Origin of the sequence: Komagataeibacter europaeus LMG 18890, assembly GCF_000285295.1 — a bacterium.
GTDB lineage: Bacteria > Pseudomonadota > Alphaproteobacteria > Acetobacterales > Acetobacteraceae > Komagataeibacter > Komagataeibacter europaeus.
Genome location: NZ_CADP01000182.1, coordinates 1 through 3,542 on the forward strand (window position 1 = coordinate 1; position 3,542 = coordinate 3,542).

General features: G+C 59.6%; 3 protein-coding genes and 1 pseudogene. 1 reads left to right on the top strand and 3 read right to left on the bottom strand.

Annotated elements, in window-relative coordinates; genetic code table 11:
* Positions 1 to 37 precede the first annotated feature (37 nt).
* Positions 38 to 709: an NAD(P)H-binding protein gene (locus tag GEU01_RS20055; RefSeq protein ID WP_010516413.1), complete on the bottom strand. Its 672-nt coding sequence runs from the start codon at positions 707 to 709 to the stop codon at positions 38 to 40.
* Positions 706 to 2,112, bottom strand: a complete 1,407-nt coding sequence (locus tag GEU01_RS20060) for a coniferyl aldehyde dehydrogenase (RefSeq protein WP_019087470.1) — start codon at positions 2,110 to 2,112, stop codon at positions 706 to 708. The genes GEU01_RS20055 and GEU01_RS20060 overlap by 4 nt, the downstream gene beginning before the upstream one ends.
* A 100-nt stretch (positions 2,113 to 2,212) precedes the next feature.
* On the opposite strand from GEU01_RS20060, the gene GEU01_RS20065 reads away from it, so the two are divergent.
* Complete coding sequence (locus tag GEU01_RS20065) at positions 2,213 to 2,821, top strand: TetR/AcrR family transcriptional regulator (RefSeq protein WP_019087471.1); 609 nt, start codon at positions 2,213 to 2,215, stop codon at positions 2,819 to 2,821.
* A 256-nt stretch (positions 2,822 to 3,077) separates the two neighbouring features.
* Here the strand turns inward: GEU01_RS20065 and GEU01_RS27130 are convergent.
* Positions 3,078 to 3,542 (bottom strand): annotated as a pseudogene (locus GEU01_RS27130) (DUF1269 domain-containing protein); the annotation flags it as partial.

Consider the following 3,542-nt stretch of genomic DNA (forward strand, 5'->3'; position numbering starts at 1 on the left):
TTAATTCCTGATCCCAGTGGTTCCGAACCGGATCATCTTATGAGTTGGCAGTTTGACCGGCGATCCGATGCAGGTCCGCATTGTCATATGTCCGGCATCCATCTGCCACCTGCCCCACAAGCCCGGCAATCGCCTTCGCGACAGTTTTCGCGTCAATCGCGCCATATCCAGCAAGCCTGCCGATCATGAACGGTGCCAGCGCCGCCGCCAGCCGCTGACCGATCGCCTCCATCGGTCGTGCCTCTGCACGGTGACCCAGCAACATGCCGGGACGCAGGATGTCCACGCGGCTGAAACCGAGCGCCCTGATGTCGCGCTCGATCTCGCCTTTGGTCCTGAGGTAAAAACCGGGACCGCCCGCCCCCACGGAAGAAACGAGAATGAACTGGCGTGCGCCAAGCGCATGTGCCGCTGTAGCAAAAGCGAGGACATAGTCATGATCTACGCGGAACATGGCCGTCTGCGATCCAGCGGCACGAATTGTGGTGCCAAGGCAGGAAATCGCCACGTCAGCGCCAGTTGGGGCGACGGTCCGTAACGTCACCTCGGGCGCCGCGTACAGGCGTTCGAAATCAATGACATGATCGGAGCAAGATGATTTCCGACGCGTCAGGCTGGTGACGACGGTATCAGGCCGCTTGGCAAGGTCCGCATCGACAGAACGCCCGATGAGACCGGTGCCCCCGATGAGCAGAACGCGCGTCGTCATCGCAGGATCAGATTGGTGATGACGTCGGTTAGTTTGCCGAATGGCGGCTGAAGCAGTGTTGCCGCATTGAAACGCCCCTGTCTGTACACCCCACGGGCATGTGTAAGTGCCATGAAGCCTTCCTTTCCATGATACGCGCCGATCCCACTGTCCCCCACACCGCCAAACGGCAGATCGTCCTGCACATAATGCATCAATGTACCATTGATCGTCACGTTTCCTGAAATCGTGTTCTTCAACACCCTGTCGCGTTCAACGCGGCTGTCGCCAAAATAATACAGGGCCAGAGGCCGGGGACGGGCGTTGATGAAAGCAATCGCTTCATCAAGGTTCCTGTAGGTCAACACAGGCAGGATGGGTCCGAAAATCTCCTCCTGCATGACCGCAAGTTCAGGTCTGACGTCCAGTATGAGAACCGGCGCAAGGACATGGCTGGCGGCTGAATCGCTCCCCATCCGGATGACCTGCGCACCATGCTCCTCGGCATCACGGACCAGACCGCTCAGGCGCTCATAATGATGCGTGTTGAGAATGGCCGTATAATCAGGCGACCCGGCGTAACCGCCCGGATGCAGCTTTTTCACGGCGTCCTGATAGGCTGCGGCAAAAGCGTCCCTGTCGCCTTCATGAACCAGCACATAATCCGGCGCGATGCAGGTCTGCCCGGCATTGGTCAGCTTGCCGAACGCCACGCGCTCGGCCACCTGCTGCATGGAAAAACCGGGCGCGATCACCACGGGCGACTTGCCGCCCAGTTCAAGCGTGACCGGGGTGAGATTGCGTGCCGCCGCCTCTGCCACCTTCTTTCCGACCGCCGTGCTGCCGGTGAACAGGATATGATCGAAAGGCAGGGCCGAAAACGCAGCCCCCACTTCGCCACCGCCGGTCACCACAGAAACCTGCTCTGGCGGAAAGATGGCCTGAACGATCTGGCCGATCACCGCCGATGTGGCTGGTGTAAATTCCGATGGTTTGAGCATGGCCCGGTTACCAGCAGCGATCGCCGTTGCCAGTGGCACAAGGGCAAGCGAGACCGGATAGTTCCACGGCGCAATAATGCCAACGACACCCACCGGCTGCCGGACCACCCAGGCACGACCGCACTGGAAATAGGCCGAGACATGGCGGCGCTGCGGTTTCATCCAGCACCCCAGATGTGCGATCATGTAATTGATCGACTGCACCAGCGGGATCAATTCCACGATGGCGCTTTCGCGCTCCGACCGCTGGCCGAAATCCGTTTTCAGGGCGCGCACGATCTCGGTGCGCCGCTTCAGGATTTCAGCTTTCAGACGGCGCAGATTGGTCCGCCGCTGTTTCCGGTCGGGTGGCCCGGCATTCAGGAACGCGGCGCGCTGGCGGTCGAGAATACGGTGCATTTCAGCGGGGGTAACATCGGACATCACGTCCTCCATGTTTACAGGAGAAACTTACGCAGGCAGGGTATGGAGCAAGACGATCTGGTGTCAATGAAAGTTTCTTGTGTAAACATGGACCTCACGAATGAGTGAAACCAACGACCGCCCCTACCATCACGGCGACCTGCGCCGCGCCCTGATCGACACGGCGCTGGACATGCTGGCCACAGACCAGAACTGGGCGTTCACCCTGCGGGAAGTGGCGCGACGCACGGGTGTCAGCCACGCAGCCCCTTACAAGCATTTTCGGGATCGCGAGATGCTGTTGCGGGAACTGGCGCGGATCGGTTTCGTCAGACTTGGAGAGAACATGACAGAGGCCATGTCTTTGGGGCTGCCTTCCACGCGCGCGCAATTCATGGCTGCGGCGCAGGCCTGTATTGGATTTGCGTGTCAAAATCCCGGTCTTTATCGGCTGATGTTCAGTTCCGATGCCGACAAGACGATAGATCCGTCACTGCATGACGCGGCCATGAAGACCTTCGGGATTCTTCTGGGGCTTCTGGAAAGGGGACAACGCGACGGAAGCTTCCGGCCGGTTGCCGTCAGTGCCCTGGCGGCGGCAGGTTGGGCGCAGGTGCACGGCCTGGCCATGCTGGCGATCAGTCATCAGTTGCTTGAAGAGAAGGTCGGGTCAGCCCCGGTTCCGGCTGCACTGGACGTGTTGCTGGATGGCATGTGCTGCACCGACTGATTGGGCTAACACCGTGCTGTTCAAGCATACATCCAACCTGTCGTGGTACGCTGCGGCCTTTTTGACTTGCAGATGGCCGAAGTCGGCGCGCGCCACAGCCCGTTCTGCAACTTGTATGCGACACGTCCTCGCCACATCGCCATGAAGGATGGCCCCTTGTGAAGATGTACTGTCACACCCGGACAGGATGCCATGGATCAGACAGGCCAGTCCTACGCGTCCAGCCTGAGACTGGAAGCGTCGGACGATTACGATTTCAGCCAATCAGGCTGCGCAGTTTCGCATCAGCTTCAGGAGAAAGTGATGTTTGCATAATATGGGGATGTCCGCCCAGCTTGTGGAACTCACTGACGACCTTTTCAGGCTGTGCCTTGCGCACCAGAATGAACAGTGCCGATGTGCCGTTCCTGACCTGCTGGCCCACCTCCCGGATGAAATCATCGCTGATTCCGTAGTCACTGAAGTGGCCCTCCAGCGTGCCCACGCCAGCGCCGGTCATGCTCCCTACCACGAAGCCTGCCAGCGGGTTGAGGAAAATCAGGCCGAGCAGCGTGCCTCAGAACGCACCCGTCGCAAGACCGCCCGAAAAACCCAGGGCCGTCAGATTGACCGACTGATCCAGATGCACTTTGCCGTCGCTGGTGCGACGGACAACCACGGCATCCGCAAGGTCGATCAGATATTCTTTTTCCAGTGCCGCGCACTCGGTACGGGCAGCAGT